Genomic DNA, 15,464 nt, shown 5'->3' on the forward strand with positions numbered 1-15,464 from the left:
TTTCTCCCGTGTGCCGCGAAGCTCTACCCGCGGCGGATGGCGCGCCGCAACAGCAGCGCCGCCCCCAGCCCCACCACGCCGAGCTGCCCCGCCGCGACCAGGAAGGCCAGCGTCCAGCTTCCCGTCAGCGACACCATCAGCGCGAAGAAGACGGGGGCGGCGAGATAGCCGAGGAAGGTGAAGAGCGTGGAGCCGGATGTCGCGGCAGCGACCTGCGCGGGCTGCACCAGGCGCGCGACTTCCGACATGTAGATGCCGTTCCAACTCGCCGCCACGAAGCCCGCCAGGCCCGACAGCGTGTAGATCAGCCAGGGCGCGGCATCGCCCGGCATCAGCGCGAAGGCGATGCCGGCGGCACAGGCCACACCCGCCTGTACCAGCAGGTTCAGGGAGGGCTGGCCCGTGCGGTCTGCCAGCCAGCCCAGCAGGATGCGCGCCACCACACCCGCGCCCTGCATGCAGGCGAAGGCCGTGCCCGCCTGCACCAGGCCGATGCCGTGGTCCAGCGTCAGCCAGGTGACGGTGAAGGTGAAGAGGCAGCCCTGCAGCGTCGCGAAGCTCATCGCCAGCACGGTCAGCGGCGGCAGGGCGCGATGCAGGCCGAGTGCGGCGATCGGCGCCAGCCAGGTGGAACGGCGGAACAGCGTGAGCAGCGTGATGCGCTGGGTCGGATCGCGTTCGACATCGAGCGTGCGTTCCAGCGGCTGGATAATGGCGGCGGCCAGCAGCGCGACGGCGATGGTCGCCAGCAGCGCCGTCACCCAGCCGAAATGCGCGGCGAGCGGCGCGGTAGCGAGGCCCGCCAGCGCGCCACCCAGCGGTGCGCCTGCCTGCTTGACGGAGAAGATCAGCGTGCGGTGGCCGGGCGGCGCCGTCGCCGCCAGGATGCGGCTGCCCGCGGGTGGCGAAGGTCCGTAGCCGATGCCGAGCAGCAGGGAGGCCAGCACCAGCGCCGGTGCCGATCCCGTGGCTGCCACCAGCATGGCGATCGCCGACATCGCAGCGCCGGCCTGCAAGGTGCGCACCGGGCCGAAGCGCGCCAGGAAGGGCCCGCCCAGCAGCAGGAACAGTACGGTGCCGAGTGCCACCAGCGCAGCGAGATTGCCGATCGCCTCCGGCGCCAGCCCCGCGCTGGCGGTGATCAGCGGCGCGACGACCGGCAGCGATTGCGTGAGGAAGGAGGCGACGGTCTGCATCAGCAGCGTTGCCGACAGCGCCGCGACCCAGGCGGGGATGCCCATCAGGCAAGGCCGCCGTGTTGCGGGGGCAACGCCTTGCGGCGGGGGGGAGCGGCGTTCATGCTGCCCACGATAGTCACGTCATGCGTGCGGCGCGAAGACCCCGCCGCGCGCGCGGGAGTCCTCCATGCCGCGCCACATTGCCTGCCTCTCCTTCGATTTCGACACCTGGTCGGGCTTCGCATCCCGCGGCATGACGACGCCGACGCCGGTATCGCGCGGCGAATTCGGCGTGGTGGGCGCGGGGCGGATCCTGGACCTGCTGGGCAGCCGCGGTATCAAGGCGAGCTGGTATGTGCCGGGTGTCGTCATCAAGACCTATCCGCAGGCCTGCGAGCGCATCCTGCGCGAAGGACATGAGATCGGCCATCATGGCTGGAGCCATGTGCCGCCCGCCGCGCTGGAGGCGACGAAGGAGGCCGATGAATTCGCGCTGGCGGTGGAGGCGATCAAGCAGCTGCAGGGCAAGGGGCCGGTGGGCTATCGCTCGCCCTCCTGGGACCTCAGTGACCGCACCATCGACCTGATCCGCGAGCATGGCTGCCAGTACGACAGCAGCATGATGGGGCATGACTGCCAGCCCTATTTCGCGCGGCGCGGCGATGTCTGCGTCGCGGACGCACCGCTGCAATTCGGGGAGGTGACGGATCTGGTGGAGATCCCGATCTCCTGGTCGCTGGACGACCACCCGCATTTCGAATTCTTCCGCGTCGGCGGCGCGGTGATGCCGGGGCTGGCGAATGCGAATGCGGTGCTGGAGAATTGGCTGGCGGATTTCGAATACATGACCCGCACGAATGAATGGGGGATGCTGGTCTTCACCTTCCACCCCTACGTCATCGGCCGCGGGCATCGGATGATGATGCTGGAGAAGTTGATCGACGGCGTCACGAAGATGGGCGCGGAGTTCCGCACGCTGGAACAGGTGCAGCAGGAATATCGGGATCGTGTGAAGGCGGGGATCGCGTGATGCTGGCGGGGAAGGTTGCCTTCATCTCCGGCGGTGGCGGCGGGATCGGCAGCGCGGCCGCGCGGGCCTTCGCGCAGGCGGGGGCGGCGGTGGTGGTCGCGGATGTGATGGCGGACCGCGCGGAGGCGGCGGCGCGGTCCGTGACCGAGGCCGGCGGCCAGGCGCTGGCCGTGACGATGGATGTGACGAGCGACGATAGCGTCGCGGCCGGGGTGGCGGCGGCGGTGGCGCGCTTCGGGCGGATCGATTTCCTGTACAACACCGCCGGTGGCACGGACCCCGCGGACGGGCCGGTGACGGAAGTGCCGCTGGAGGCCTTCGACCGCACGATCAACCTCGATCTGCGCGGCACCTTCCTGTGCTGCCGCCATGCCATCCCGCACATCATCGCCGCCGGCGGCGGCGCGGTGATCAACATGTCCTCCGGCGCCGCGCTGCGGGGCGCCAACCCCGCGCATTGCTACAGCGCCGCCAAGGGCGCGATCCTGTCGCTGACACGCGCGCTGGCGGGGCATTACGCGAAGCAAGGCGTGCGGGTGAACTGCATCGCATCGGGCCGCGTGATGACGGAACGCGTCATCCGCACCTTCGGCACGCTGGAAGAAGCGGCGGTGCCGGGGCGCGATCCGCAGGACCCCGTGAACCGCATGAAGGAATATCCCTTCTGGATCGGCGATCCCGAGCATATCGCGGCGACGGCGGTGTTCCTGGCCAGCGACGCCGCGCGGATGATCACGGGTGCCACCATTCCCGCCGATGGCGGGCGATCGGCCTATTGAGATGACGGAACGCGCCCACTTCACCACCAGCGACGGCGAACGCATCGCCTACTACATCGACGATTTCACCGATCCCTGGCGCAAGCCGCCCGTGATGCTGCTGCTGCACTCCGCCATGGGCAATTCGCAGCGCTTCTATTCCTGGGCGCCGGGCCTGGCGCGGCATTTCCGGCTGGTGCGGATGGACCTGCGCGGGCATGGCGCCTCCTCCGTTCCTGCTGCCGACAAGCCTTTCGACATGGCCCGGCTGGTGGCCGATGTGACGGAGCTGATGACGCTGCTCGGCCTCGATGTCGCGCATGTCACGGGCAATTCGGCCGGCGGCTATGTCGCGCAGAATCTGGCGCTGCAATATCCGGAGAAGGTGCGGAGCCTGGCGCTGGTGGGATCGACGCCGGGCCTCAGCCCCAGCGCGCGCGGCTGGCTGACGCGGATCGCGGAGGAGGGGCTGACACCCTTCCTGACGAAGACCATCGCCATGCGCTTCGACCTGGCGACGAGTGACCCTGGCCTGGTCGAATGGTTCCTGAAGCAGACGGCGGAGAATGATGCTGGCTTCCTCGCCCGCTTCATCGGCTACAACACGACGCAGGATTGGAGCGGCGAGCTGCACCGCATCGCCTGCCCCACGCTGGTGATCTTCCCGGGTGGGGAGACGGTGGGGGAGGCGAATGTCTATGACCTCATGCGCGATCGCATCCCCGATGTGCGCATGGCGGAATATGAACACATGCCGCACAACATCGCGGACATGATGCCCGACCGCTGCGTCGCTGACATCCTTCAGTTCCACCGCGACCGATTCGGTTATCCCGCTTGAGGAGCAACGCCATGCGACTGCCGGATGCCGATCCCGCGCAATCCCCCGAACTCGCCGCGGCCTATGAAGAATTCCTCCGCACGAGGGGCATCGTCTCCAACGTCATGAAGTCCTTCGCCCATGCGCCGGCGGGGCTTTCGGCGATCGTCGATCTCGGCAGCTATTGCCGCTACGGCACCGACCTGACGGAGAAGCAGAAGGAGCTGGTGATCCTCATCACCGGCCGCGGCGTCGCCTATGCCTGGCATCACCACGCGCCGCTCGGCCTCAAGGCGGGGCTGAGCGAGGCGCAGTTGCAGGCGCTGCGTGATGGCCAGGTGCCGGACGGGCTGGAGGAGGCGGAGAGCGCGCTCTCCGCCTATGTCTTCGCCTATGCCGCGCTGAAGGGCGTGCCGGCCGCGATCTTCGCGCGGATGCAGGCGGCGTTCTCGCCCCGGCAGATCACGGATGTGAACATCACAGCGGGCTACTACCTCTGCCTCGCCTCCTCCATCATCGCGATGGAGGTGCAGCCGGATGCGCCGCAGGTGCTGGACGCCGCCACGAGTTTCCACGCCACCGCCGAGAGGGCCTGAGCCATGATCCGCCGCCGCACCCTGGCCCTGGCCGCGCTGGCCATGCCGTCCCTGGCTTCCGCGCAGGATCGCTGGCCGCGCCGGCCCATCACGATGATCGTCGCCTATCCCGCGGGGGGTGCGAACGACATCGTCGCGCGATCGGTGGCGGAGCCGATGCGGGCGGTGCTGGGCCAGCCGCTGGTGATCGAGAACAGGGGCGGCGCGGCGGGCACGCTGGGCGCGGGGCAGGCGGCGCGGGCGCTGGCGGATGGCTACACGCTGTTCATGGCGGCGGGCGCGCACACGCTGGCGCCGGCGCTGATGCGCAACCTCACCTACGACATCGCCGCGGATTTCCGCCCCATCAGCCGCGTCGCGGCATCGAGCTTCATGCTGGTGACGCGCCCCGATCTGCCGGCGACCGATGTCCCCTCCCTCATTGCCCTGCTGCGGGCGGCGCCGGGGCGCTACAACTTCGCCTCCTCCGGCGCCGGCGCGCCGCCGCATCTGGCGGCCGTGCTGTTCCAGGAGATGACGGGCACGCGCATGGAACACGTGCCCTATGCCGGCGACACGCCCGCGCTGACCGACCTGGCGGCGGGGCATGTGGACCTCGGCTTCATGTCGCTCTCCGCCGTGAAGGCGCTGGTGGATGCGGGGCGGTTGAAGGCGCTGGCGGTGACGGACCCCGCGCGCAACCCGATCTACCCGGCCATCCCCACCGTCGCGGAAGCCGGGCTGGCGGGCTACGAGATCGGCACCTGGTGGGGGCTGGTGGCGCCCAGGGGCACGCCGGATGAGGTGATCGCGCGCACCAATGCCGCCGTGGTGCAGGCGCTGCGCGCGCCGGATGTGCTGGCGCGCTTCAGCGAACTCGGCATCACGCCGGTCGGCAGCACGCCGGAGGCATTCGGCACGCGCATCCGCGACGATGTGGAGCGCTTCGGCCGCATCGTGCGCAGTGCGGGGCTCAGCCCGTAAGCGCTTCCAGCCGTTCGATGACGCCCTGGTTGACCGGCGCGGCAAGCCCGTGCCTGTGTGCCTGTTCGACCACCGCGCCGTTGATCAGCGTCACCTCGGTGCGTCGGCCGCGCGCCAGATCCTGCGCCATGCCGCTGGTGGCGGCGGGATCGACCTTCTTCCCGTAGGCCAGCAGCCCGGCATCCACCGCCGAGGCGGCGGCCGCATCGCCGCGGCCGGCCGCAATCCAGGTGGCGCCAGGGATGCCGCAGATCGTGTCCAGCGCAATGCTGGCCGCGTCCGCCACGGCCACGACTTCCAGCGCCACCGCCTGCATCTCCGCCCGCATCGGGGCCTCCGTGAACAGCGCGTGCAGGTTGGTGCGGCGAAGGGCGCAGAGCGGGGAGGTCATGGCGTTGAAGACCAGCTTGGTCCAGCGCGCGGCGGGCAGGTCATCCACCGCCTCCGCCGTGTCCACCTGGGCGAGGCGCTGCACCATCGCCGCGATGCGCGGCGTGGCGGGGCCGGTGACTTCGCCGATGCGGAAGCTGGCCGGGCCGCCATCATGGCGGCGGCGGTAGCGGTGCAGGCGGCCGGGCGCGACCAGGTTCGCGAATAGACCCGTGACGATGCAGCCCATCACGCGATCCGCGCCGATCCGCGCCGCCAGGTCGAGATCCGCCAGCGCGTTGAGCGTGACGAGGTAGGGCGCGGCGTGCTGGCCCTCCAGCGCCGCCACCATCGCCGGCGAATCCGCCAGCTTGGTGCAGAGGATGACCAGGCTCGGCGCAACCGATGCGACCTCCGCAGGGCTGCCGATCATCGGCAGGTCGATGCGGAAATGGCCGGAGGGTTCCTCCACCGCCAGACCCTGGGCACGGATCGCGTCGCAGTTCGGGGCCCAGGGCTCCAGCACCGCCACGGCCTCCCCCGCGCGCGCCAGGTGCGCGGCGATGTAGCCGCCGACCGCGCCGGCACCGACGACGAGGATGGTCATCCCTGCGCGGCCAGGAAGCGCAGCACCTCCCGCGCACAACGTTCCGGTGCGGCATCGCCGATGTTGTGGGGCATGCCGTCATACTCGACGAGTTCTGCGTTCGGGATCGCCTTCGCCATGACCTCATAGGTGTTGTTCTCGCCGATCGGCTCATGGCCCGGGGCGACGATCAGGGTCGGGCAGCCGATGCGGGGCAGGTCGTCGGTCCAGTCGCGGGAGGACATGTGCGTGACGAAGCGGCCGATCCAGGCGGGATCATTCGCGCCGACCTGGCGGCAGAACCAGTCCACCAGGGCGGGGTCGGCGTCGGGGCCGAAGCGGTCGCTGGCGGTGGCACGGACGAAGGCCTCGATGCCCACCTTGCCGATGCGCTCCGGCCAGGTGGCGGCCTGGGTGCCCTTCAGGCCCGGGGTGGAGGCGAAGAGGCTGAGGGTGGCGACACGCTCCGGGCTTTCCATGGCCAGGCGCTGGCCGACATAGCCGCCGGCGGAGAGGCCCACGACATGCACGCGCGGCACCGCCAGCAGGTCCAGCAATTCGCGCGCATCCTGTACCAGCCGTTCCAGGCTGAAGGGTGTGTCGGGGCCAGGGATTTCCGACGATCCGTGCCCGCGCAACTCCATGCTGATGGTCGCGTGCTGGCGCGCGATGATCGGCGTCCAGGCATACCAGCGGCGGTAGCGGCCCATGGCGGCGTGCAGCATCAGCACGGGGATGCCCTGGTCGCGCCAGGGATCGGTGAAGTCATCGACCCGATAGGCGAGGCTGATGCCGTCGCTGCTGGTGAAGCGCGACAGAGTCGGCTCGATCATGAGGGCAGGTTCCTGGTCAGTCGGGCCGGATATTGGCGGCGCGGATCACGGCGGTGAAGCGCGCCGTCTCCCGCGCGATGGTCTCGGCATAGCGCGCGGCACCGGCGCCGGCGGGCACGAAGCCGAGGTCATTGAGGCGCTGCTTGAGGTCGGGGCGCAGCACGGCCTCGTTGAAGGCGGTGGCGAGGCGATCGATCACGGGCTGAGGCGTGCCGGCGCGCGTCAGCACGCCCCAATGCGTGTAGAGATCGACACCGGGCAGGCCGAGTTCCTTGAAGGTGGGGACATCGGGGAAGGCATCGGCGCGGGTGTCGCCGGTGACGGCCAGCGCACGCACCCGGCCACTGGCGATATGCGCGGCGGAAGCGCTGAGCCCGTTGACGCCGAGCGGCACATGGCCCGCGATGATGTCGTTCATCGCCGGGCCGGTGCCGCGATAGGGCAGGTGCGTCAGGTCGATCCCGGCCTCGGCCTTCAGCATCTCTCCCACCAGATGCGTCGGCGCGCCATTGCCGCCGGAGGCATAGGCGAGGGTGCCGGGCCGCGCCTTCGCCAGCGCGATCAGCTGCGGCAGCGTCGTGGCGGGGACGGAGGGATGCGCCAGCAGCACTACGGGGGCATAGGCCAGGATGGTGACGGGCGCGAAATCGCGTGCGGGGTCGTAGGGCAGGCTGGGCAGCAGGCCGGGATTGATCACGAAGGTGCTGTCGAGCGCGACAAGCGTGTAGCCATCCGGCTCCGCCCGCGCCGCGATCTCCGTGCCGACGACGCTGGCGGCGCCGGGACGGTTCTCGATCACCAATTGCTGGCCGAGGGCGCGGGTGACGTAGGGTTCCAGGATGCGGACCAGATTGTCCGTGCCGCCGCCCGGGCCGAAGGGGATCACGACGCGGATCGGGCGCACCGGAAAGGCCGGCTGCGCGGTGGCGGCGCCCGCCAGGCCGGCGGCGCCCAGCGTGCCGAGGAGCGCGCGGCGGGAGATGCTGGTCATGGCCCGATGTCCCTGCTGTATCCCAGCAAGCTTGCGGGCGCGGGCTGGGCGGCGCAAGGCCGTTCGCCGATCGGGAAGCGAGCGATGCCAACGGCGCGGCGGCCCCGCGTTGCTGTGGATCAAGGCGGCTGTACCCGCGGGCGTGCAGGCTGCCGCCGAACCAGGGAGGAGGCCTTGCGATGCGTGACCGCACGATGGGTGATCTGGTGAAGGACCAGCGGCCGCTGGCGCTGCCGCCGGGGACGAGCGTGGCGGAAGCCTGCGCGGCGATGCGTGCGCGCCGCGTCGGCGCGGTGCTGGTGGTGGAGGGCGACCGGCTGGCGGGCATCTTCACCGGCCGGGACGCGCTGCGCTGCCTGGCGGAGGCGCTGGACGCCAGGGCCACGACCCTGGCGCAGGTGATGACGGCGAACCCGACGACGCTGCCGCCGCATCACGGGGCCATGGAGGCGCTGCGCGTCCTCGATGACGGGGGTTTCCGGCATCTGCCGGTCTGCGACGATGGGCGCGTGGTCGGCATCGTCTCCCGCTACGATTTCCGGGCGCGGGAACATGCGCGCCTCGATGAGGAAAGCGGCTTCTTCGAGCGGATGCGCTGAGGGTAGGGTGTGCCCGCGAATCGCGGGGACATGCTGCCATGGAAACGCCGGAGCCGATCTGGGACATCGCCCATCTCGGCCATGTCGAGATGCTGACGCCGAAGCCGGAGGAGAGCCTGCGCTTCTTCGTCGAGGTCATGGGCATGACGGAGGCCGGGCGGCGGGGCGACAGCGTCTACCTCCGCGGCTGGGACGATTACGAACGCTATTCGCTGCAACTGACGGCGAGCCATACCTCGGGCCTCGGCCATGCCGCCTTCCGCACGCGCAGCCCGCAGGCGCTGGCGCGGCGCGTGGCGGCGCTGCGCGCGGCGGGGCATGAGGTCACAGCGCATGAGGGCGAGTTCGGGCACGGCACGGGCTGGCGCTTCCGCGACCCGGATGGGCATGTGTTCGAGATCTACTACGAGACCGAATGGTATGAGGCGCCGGTGGCGTTGCGTCCCGCGCTGAAGAACCAGGCGCAGCGCTTTCCCGCGCGTGGCGTCAATGTGCGGCGGCTCGATCACTTCAACTGCCTGGCTGTCGATGTCCGCGCATGCCGGGAGTTCTTCGAGAGCAATCTCGGCCTCCGCTGCACCGAACGCATCGAGTTGGATAGCGGCGAGGAAGCGGGAATGTGGCTGACCGCCACCAACAAATCCTACGACTTCGCCTTCACCAAGGAAGCGCATGGCGTGCATGGCCGCTTCCACCATGTGACCTTCGCGCTGGACAGCCGGGAGGCCATCCTCCAGGCCGCCGACGTGTTCCTGGAGAACGGCGTCTTCATCGAGACGGGGCCGCACAAGCACGCGGTGCAGCAGACCTTCTTCCTCTATGTTTGGGAACCCGGCGGCAACCGGGTGGAGGTCGCGAATGCCGGTGCGCGCCTCGTGCTGGCGCCGGACTGGAAGACCATCACCTGGACGGAGACGGAGCGGAAGAAGGGCCAGGCTTGGGGGTTGCAGACCATCAGGTCCTTCCACACCCATGGCACGCCACCACTGCCCGATGGCGTCTATGACTGAAGGAAGTCCAGCAGCAGGGAGGCGGTGATCGCCGGCTGTTCCTGCTGCACCCAGTGTCCGGCGCCGGGCACCAGATGGGCGCCGCGGAAATCGGCGCAGGCGGTGTCCTGCATGCGGGTGAAGGCGCCGGGGAACTGGTAGGTGCCCCAGTCGCTGGCGCCGCTGATGAAGAGGGCCGGCACCTCGATCCGCCGGCCGCTGAACAGGGTGAGTTCGGCGGCATTCGCGCCGCCGGTGTTGCAGCGATAGGATTGCAGCCCGCCCTGGAAGCCGGTGCGCGCGTATTCGGCGGCATAGACGGCAAGATCGCTGTCAGGCAGCCAGGTATTGGCGGCGATCTCGGCCGGTGACGGCATGAAGGGATCGACTGCCTCCGGCATCGTCGCGTGCAGGGGCATGATGTAGTAGTCCGGCATCTGCGCCAGCTCCGTCGCCGTCCAGCCCTTCAGCGGATAGGGCTTGTTGCCGGGCCATTCGGCGGATTTGTGGTGGTAATAGGCGCGCAGGAAGGCGAGCAGCCCCTGCGGCGCGTGGTTCATGTCGGACGCGGCGGGACGCGTCGCATAGTACCATTGGTAGTGCTTGCGGGGCGGCGTCAGCGCGGCCATCGCTGTGTGGACATCCTCCTGCGGCGCGGGGTTGCGCGCCGGCGGCCCCGCGAAAGGGGACGACATCAGGGCGACTCTGGAGAAAATGTCGGGGCGCACCAGCGCGCACCAGGCGGCGACGGGCGATCCGAAATCATGGCCGATCACGGCACGGGTGCGGGCGATGCCCATCGCCTCCAGCAGCGCCAGGGCATCCCGGACGAAATTCAGCATGTGGAAGGGGGCGAGCGGCGCGTCGTATTCGGCGGTCCAGCCGGTGGTGCGGCCATAGCCGCGCTGGTCCGGCGCCACGACGTGGTAGCCCGCTTCCGCCAGCCTCGGCATCACATGGCGCCAGGAGAAGGCGAGTTCGGGAAAGCCGTGCAGCAGCAGCAGGCAGGGGCGTCCTGCCTCCCCGGCTTCCAGCACATGCATCGTGAGCCCGTTCACGCCCGGGACCATGCGGCTGCGGATGCCGGGCGGCAGGGGCAGGGGGGTCATGCGGTGCGTCTCCCTCGATGGCTTGCCGGCAGTGTAGCAGCCGCCCACACTTGCGGCGACCAGGAGCGGGAGACGGCGCGATGTGGCAGGCCCACACCATCATCCATAACGGCGTGGCGATGCCCTTCAACGATGCGCGCATCCATCCGCTCGCACTCGGCGTCGCCTTCGGCGTGGCGGTGTTCGAGGGGCTGCGCGCCTATCGCCATCCCGTCACCGGCGGCTTCAGCGTGTTCCGGCTGGATGAGCACCTGGCGCGGTTGCAGCAGGGCATGAAGGTGATGCGCTTCGACAATCCACCCACCAGCGAGACGCTGCGCGCGGCGGTGCTGGAGGTGATCCGCCTGAACGCGCCGGATGAAGATGCCTATCTGCGCGTGCAGGTGCAGATCGAGACGATGGGGATGATGGCGACGACGGGTCCCGTCGGCTGGATCGCCGCCGCGCTGCCGCGCGAACGCAGCAAGAAATTCGCGAGCGGGTTGGCGGCCTGCGTCTCCTCCTGGACCCGGATCGCCGACAATGCCATGCCGCCGCGGGTCAAGGCCTCCGCCAACTATCACGCCAGCCGGCTGGCGACCTTGCAGGCGAAGGCGGATGGCTATGACAGCGCGCTGCTGCTGACGGCGCGGGGCAAGGTATCCGAGGCCGCGGCGGCCTGCCTGTTCCTGGTGCGGGACGGCGTGCTGGTGACACCGGGGCGGACGAGCGACATCCTGGAAAGCGTCACCCGCGACACCGTCATCATCCTGGCCCGCGAGCTTGGCATCCCCGTGGAGGAGCGGGAGGTCGATCGCACGGAGCTCTATGTCGCCGACGAAGTGTTCCTGTGTGGCACGGGGCAGGAGCTGGTGGCGGTGACCTCGGTGGACCGGCTGCCCGTGGGCGATGGCAAGCCCGGCGGGATGACGCAGCGTCTCCAGGCGGCCTATGAGGCGGTGGTGCGCGGCACCACCGACGCCCATCCGGAATGGCGCGCCATCGTCAGCTGAAGGCTACCACGAGGTTGAGCCCGGCGTCGCAGGTGGCGGCGGCGCCGGGGGGAAGGACCAGCGTGCTTTCCCGCTCCTCCACCAAAGCGGGGCCGGTGACGGTATCGCCGGGGCGGAGCGCGGTGCGGTCGATCACCGCGGCCTCGACGAAGCCGGTGCCGAACCAGGCGCGGCGCGTGCCCTTGCGGGCGGTGCCGGCGCGCTGGCCAGCGGGGGCCAGGCGCAGCGACGGCGTCGGGCCGCTGACGATGACGCGCCAGCCGACGGTTTCGACGGGCAGCCCGGCTTCGACCCGGCCGTAGAGGTGGCGGTATTCCGCTTCGAAGGCGGTGCGGATGGCGTCGCGGTCACCCTGTGCGATGGCGTCGGCGCCGATGGCCGCTTCCACCTGGTAGCCCTGGCCGGCATAGCGCAGGGCGGCGAGGATGCGGATGCCGACATCGCTGTCCGCCACGCCGGCTTCTGCGACCATCGCCCGGCCCTCTGCTTCCATCGCGCCGATCATCAGGCGCAGCGCGTCCATGTCGAGCGTGGCCAGCGGCGCGACCATGGCGCGCAGATGCGCGAAGGCGATGGGCGCGGCGAGGAAGCCGAAGGCCGAGGCGACGCCGGCGCCGGGCGGCGAGACCAGCTTCGCCAGGCCGAGCTTCATCGCGATGGCGCAGGCATGGACGGGGCCGGCGCCGCCGATCGGCACCATGGCGTAATCCTCGATCCGGCGCGCCTTTTCCAGTGCGTGGATCGCAGCGGCCTGGGCCATGGTGCCGTTCACCGTCTCATGCACCGCCCAGGCGGCCTCCACCGCGGACAGGCCGAGCGGCGTGCCGATGTGGTCGAGCAGCGCGCGTTCCGCCGCCGCCACATCCAGCGCCATGTCGCCGCCGAGGAAGCTGTCCGGCGCCAGGTAGCCGAGCAGCAGGTCGGAATCCGTCACCGTGGGGAGCGTGCCGCCGAGGCCGTAGCAGGCGGGGCCGGGATCGCTGCTGGCGCTGTCGGGGCCGACCTTGATGAGGCCAAGGCGATCGACACGCGCGATGGAGCCGCCGCCGGCACCGATCTCGATCATCTCGACCACCGGCACCTTCAACGGAAACCCGCTGCCCTTGCGGAAGCGATCGACGCGAGAAACTTCGAAATCGAGGCTGCGCTGCGGCTCGCCCTGGTCGATCAGCGCTGCCTTGGCGGTGGTGCCGCCCATGTCGAAGCAGAGGACATCGGGCGCGCCGGCGGCCTGGCCCACGATGCGCGTCGCCTGCACGCCGCCGGCAGGGCCGGATTGCACGAGGCGGATGGGGTGCTTCGCCGCGACGTCGTCGCGCACCGTGCCGCCATCCGACAGCATCAGGAACAGCGGGCCGGTGAGGCCGGCGTCGCGGAGGCCGCCGCGCAGCCTTGCCACGTAGCGTTCGAAGACGGGCTGGACATAGGCGTTGCAGATGGTCGTGGTGCCGCGCTCGTATTCGCCGATTTCCGGCACGAGGTCCGAGGACAGGCACAGCGTCAGTCCCGGCGCTTCCTCCCGCGCCAACTCCGCCAGGCGGCGTTCATGGACGGGGTTGAGGAAGGCATGCAGCAGGCAGATGGCCAGCGCCTGCGCGCCGCCATCGCGCAGCGCGCGGATCGCGGCGCGGGCCGCGTCCTCATCCAGTGGCGTGACGACTGCGCCATCGGCGCGCAGCCGTTCCGGCACGCCGAGCCGCAGGCGCCGCGGCACCAGCGGTTCGGGGCGGCGCATGAAGAGGTCGTAGGTGTCGTGGCGGAGCTCGGTGCCGATTTCCGGGATGTCGCGGAACCCCTCGGTGGTGAGGAATCCCGTGGGGACGCCACGGCGCTCGATCAGCGCATTGGCGACGAGGGTGGTGCCGTGGATGACGTGGCTGACCTGATCCGGGGCGACGCCATGGGTGGCCATGAGCTGGCGGATACCCTCCAGCACCGCCTGTTCCGGCGCGTGTGGCGTGGTGAGGAGCTTGCCGTTGAAGAGCCGTCCGTCGCGGCTGTCCAGCAGCACGAAATCGGTAAAGGTGCCGCCGATATCGACGCCGATCTGCCAGGGCGTCATGCCAGGTAGCCTTCCGCCTGGTCCGCCGCGCGGGCTTCCGCGCTGCGTTCGCCGGGAGGGCCGAAGCCGCCGCCGCCGGGAGTCTCGAAGGTGAGGGTATCGCCGGGCTGGAGCGTGATGCGCGCCTTGGCGGCGACCTGTGTGCCGTTCAGAAGATCGCGGCCGGCGCGGCCCGCTTCGCCACCGAGGAGCCCGCGGGGCGGGTGCTGCACGCGTTCGTGGCGATAGGTGGCGGTCACCGGCTTCTCCCCAATCACGCGGAAGCCGAGCCGCTGGCCGAGGCCGCCGCGGGTGCGACCATCGCCGCCGCTGCCCGGGATCAGCGACTTCTCCGTCACCAGCATCGGCACCGCATTCTCGAACTGCTCCACCGGCTGCGTCGCGACGTTGGAGGGGAAGGAGAGGCAGGAGGCGCCATCATGCGACGCCGCCGCGCCATGCCCGCCATTCATGAAGAACATCCGGACATAGCGGCGGCCATCGTGCTGTTCGCCGGTGAAGTAGACGTTCCAAAGCGGGCTGCCGCATTCCGCGACTACACGATCCGGAATCATCTTCGCCAGCGCCGCCAGCACCAGCATGGGCAGGTAGTGGCCGGTCAGGTGCCGGCCCCAGACCGGCGCCGGGTGGCGCGGGTTCACGATGCTGCCTTCGGGCGCGATCAGGGTGATCGGCCGAAAACTGCCATCATTGTTCGGCGTCAGCGGGTCGAAGGCGCATTTCACGGCGTAGTTGGAATAGGCGCGGGTGAAGTTCAGCGGGGAGTTCACGGGGCGGGGAATCTGCGCGCCGGTGCCGGTGAAATCCAAGGCCAGTTGATCGCCCTTGATGGCGAGGCGCAGCCGTATGGTGACGGGATGCTCGAAGCCGTCAGAGGTGACTTCGTCCGTCACCTCCCCATCCGGCACGGCGGCGATCGCGTCGCGCATCGCGCGCTCCGACCGCCCGAAGATCTCGGCCGCCAATTCGTCGACGGACGAAATGCCTTCCTCGGCGAGGATGCGCAGCAGGCGGGGCTCGGCCTGGTCATACATCGCGAACTGCGCGCGGATGTCGCCCAGCACCTCGCCGGGCATTCGCAGATTGGCCTCCAGGAAGGCGATGACGTCCTCGTTCTCCACGCCGCCCTTCAGGATGCGGGCGACGGGGATGGTGAGGCCTTCCTCCCAGGCGTCACGCGCCTCCACGGAGGGGGCGCCGCCGATATCGGTGGCGTGGAAGGTGCTGCCGATCCAGGCGATGATGTGGCCGCGGGCAAAGACCGGCTTCACCATGGTGATGTCGTTCAGGTGGCCGGTGCCGAGATAGCCGTCATTGCTGATCAGCACATCGCCTTGTTGCAGCCGCGTGCGCGGGATGCGGGCCAGCATGGCGGAGAGCGTGCGCGGCATGGTGCCGACGAAGCTGGGGACGGAGCGCGAGGATTGCGCGAATTGCCGCCCCCCGCTGTCCATCAGCCCGACGGCCATGTCCCAGTTGTCGCGCACGACGGAGGAGAAGGAGGTGCGGACGAAGGTCTCCGCGGCCTCATCCATCAGCCCCGCTATGCGGGCCCAGGCATTGCCGAGTCGGAGCGCCGAGAGCGCCAT

General features: G+C 69.9%; 15 protein-coding genes. 8 read left to right on the plus strand and 7 right to left on the minus strand.

What is annotated here, in order from left to right; translation table 11 throughout:
* Positions 1–23: 23 nt before the first annotated feature.
* Positions 24–1,241: an MFS transporter gene (locus BM041_RS02460; RefSeq protein WP_092954979.1), complete on the minus strand. Its 1,218-nt coding sequence runs from the start codon at positions 1,239–1,241 to the stop codon at positions 24–26.
* Between the two features lie 124 nt (positions 1,242–1,365).
* Between BM041_RS02460 and BM041_RS02465 the strand changes: the two genes are divergently transcribed.
* The 5 genes from BM041_RS02465 to BM041_RS02485 are packed head-to-tail and all read left to right on the plus strand — an operon-like array spanning position 1,366 to position 5,345.
* Positions 1,366–2,208, plus strand: coding sequence for a polysaccharide deacetylase family protein (locus BM041_RS02465; protein ID WP_092954982.1), 843 nt, complete (start codon positions 1,366–1,368; stop codon positions 2,206–2,208).
* Entirely contained in the window at positions 2,208–2,987 is a 780-nt protein-coding gene (locus BM041_RS02470; RefSeq protein ID WP_175533676.1) for an SDR family NAD(P)-dependent oxidoreductase, read from the plus strand. Before BM041_RS02465 ends, BM041_RS02470 begins: the two co-directional genes overlap by 1 nt.
* A 1-nt stretch (position 2,988) precedes the next feature.
* Complete coding sequence (locus tag BM041_RS02475) at positions 2,989–3,807, plus strand: alpha/beta fold hydrolase (protein WP_175533677.1); 819 nt, start codon at positions 2,989–2,991, stop codon at positions 3,805–3,807.
* Between the two features lie 11 nt (positions 3,808–3,818).
* A complete protein-coding gene (locus BM041_RS02480) occupies positions 3,819–4,382 on the plus strand; it encodes a carboxymuconolactone decarboxylase family protein (protein ID WP_092954988.1) in 564 nt (187 codons plus the stop codon).
* A gap of 3 nt (positions 4,383–4,385) precedes the next feature.
* A complete protein-coding gene (locus BM041_RS02485) occupies positions 4,386–5,345 on the plus strand; it encodes a Bug family tripartite tricarboxylate transporter substrate binding protein (RefSeq protein WP_092954991.1) in 960 nt (319 codons plus the stop codon).
* On the opposite strand, the gene BM041_RS02490 is transcribed toward BM041_RS02485, so the two are convergent.
* The 3 genes from BM041_RS02490 to BM041_RS02500 are packed head-to-tail and all read right to left on the minus strand — an operon-like array spanning position 5,335 to position 8,124.
* The gene (locus BM041_RS02490) at positions 5,335–6,321 is read right to left on the minus strand and encodes a ketopantoate reductase family protein (protein ID WP_092954994.1); all 987 of its coding nucleotides are present in this window, start codon (positions 6,319–6,321) and stop codon (positions 5,335–5,337) included. The genes BM041_RS02485 and BM041_RS02490 overlap by 11 nt on opposite strands.
* The gene (locus tag BM041_RS02495; protein WP_092954998.1) at positions 6,318–7,133 is read right to left on the minus strand and encodes an alpha/beta fold hydrolase; all 816 of its coding nucleotides are present in this window, start codon (positions 7,131–7,133) and stop codon (positions 6,318–6,320) included. Before BM041_RS02495 ends, BM041_RS02490 begins: the two co-directional genes overlap by 4 nt.
* A 16-nt stretch (positions 7,134–7,149) precedes the next feature.
* Positions 7,150–8,124, minus strand: a complete 975-nt coding sequence (locus BM041_RS02500) for a Bug family tripartite tricarboxylate transporter substrate binding protein (RefSeq protein WP_092955001.1) — start codon at positions 8,122–8,124, stop codon at positions 7,150–7,152.
* Positions 8,125–8,303: 179 nt separating this feature from the next.
* Here BM041_RS02500 and BM041_RS02505 point away from each other — a divergent pair, with 179 nt between their 5' ends.
* Together BM041_RS02505 and BM041_RS02510 are read left to right on the plus strand one after the other, a co-directional pair.
* Positions 8,304–8,723 carry a CBS domain-containing protein gene (locus tag BM041_RS02505; RefSeq protein WP_092955004.1) on the plus strand — a complete coding sequence of 140 codons (420 nt, stop codon included), beginning with the start codon at positions 8,304–8,306 and terminating at the stop codon, positions 8,721–8,723.
* A 38-nt stretch (positions 8,724–8,761) separates the two neighbouring features.
* A complete protein-coding gene (locus tag BM041_RS02510; protein ID WP_092955007.1) occupies positions 8,762–9,733 on the plus strand; it encodes a catechol 2,3-dioxygenase in 972 nt (323 codons plus the stop codon).
* Here the strand turns inward: BM041_RS02510 and BM041_RS02515 are convergent.
* Entirely contained in the window at positions 9,724–10,821 is a 1,098-nt protein-coding gene (locus tag BM041_RS02515; RefSeq protein ID WP_092955010.1) for an alpha/beta hydrolase, read from the minus strand. The two genes, BM041_RS02510 and BM041_RS02515, sit on opposite strands and share 10 nt — an antisense overlap.
* Positions 10,822–10,901: 80 nt before the next feature.
* On the opposite strand from BM041_RS02515, the gene ilvE reads away from it, so the two are divergent.
* Positions 10,902–11,813: a branched-chain-amino-acid transaminase gene (gene ilvE / locus BM041_RS02520; RefSeq protein ID WP_092955012.1), complete on the plus strand. Its 912-nt coding sequence runs from the start codon at positions 10,902–10,904 to the stop codon at positions 11,811–11,813.
* Here ilvE and BM041_RS02525 read toward each other — a convergent pair.
* Both BM041_RS02525 and BM041_RS02530 read right to left on the minus strand, forming a co-directional pair.
* The gene (locus BM041_RS02525; RefSeq protein WP_092955014.1) at positions 11,806–13,875 is read right to left on the minus strand and encodes a hydantoinase/oxoprolinase family protein; all 2,070 of its coding nucleotides are present in this window, start codon (positions 13,873–13,875) and stop codon (positions 11,806–11,808) included. The genes ilvE and BM041_RS02525 overlap by 8 nt on opposite strands.
* Positions 13,872–15,464 carry a hydantoinase B/oxoprolinase family protein gene (locus BM041_RS02530; RefSeq protein ID WP_092955016.1) on the minus strand — a complete coding sequence of 531 codons (1,593 nt, stop codon included), beginning with the start codon at positions 15,462–15,464 and terminating at the stop codon, positions 13,872–13,874. The genes BM041_RS02525 and BM041_RS02530 overlap by 4 nt, the downstream gene beginning before the upstream one ends.

The organism is Falsiroseomonas stagni DSM 19981 (assembly GCF_900114315.1).
Lineage (GTDB): Bacteria > Pseudomonadota > Alphaproteobacteria > Acetobacterales > Acetobacteraceae > Falsiroseomonas > Falsiroseomonas stagni.